Source organism: Ligilactobacillus salivarius DSM 20555 = ATCC 11741 (assembly GCF_001435955.1).
Classification (GTDB): Bacteria; Bacillota; Bacilli; order Lactobacillales; family Lactobacillaceae; genus Ligilactobacillus; species Ligilactobacillus salivarius.
On record NZ_AYYT01000048.1, the window covers coordinates 1 to 463 of the forward strand.

The window sequence follows — 463 nt, forward strand, 5'->3', positions numbered from 1 at the left end:
CTAGAAAATAAGTATTCTTTACCAAAGGATACCTTAAAAAAATGGTGGACTGTATACAATTTAAAAGGACCCGAAGGGTTGAAATTACGACATTTCAAACGTAAATTTACTGTTGATTTTAAACTTCGTGTGATAAACTACTACCTAAATAATGATGTTTCAATGTCCAAAGTGGCGGCTTCCCATAATCTTTTGTGTTCACAGATATCTATCTGGTTGAAGTTGTTTATGGAAGGTGGATCTGAGGCCTTGAAACCCAAGAAGAAAGGTAGGCCAAGTAAGATGTCAAAAATGACAAAGAAGGATGCACGTAAAATTTTAAAAAAGGAAAGTGATGAAATTGCGGCACTAAAGAGTGAATTACGTCAAGTCAAAATGGAGCGTGATATCTTAAAAAAATCGTTGACCCTGTTCGGACCCTCAAAGCCAAGGAGAAAACAATAATTGTGGATCAGATCAGGGT

1 protein-coding gene is annotated in these 463 nt (G+C 36.1%); it reads left to right on the forward strand.

Annotated elements, in window-relative coordinates:
- The coding region (locus FC55_RS09660) for a helix-turn-helix domain-containing protein (RefSeq protein WP_057704754.1) at window positions 1-444 on the forward strand (444 nt) is incomplete at its 5' end.
- Between the last annotated feature and the right edge of the window lie 19 nt (window positions 445-463).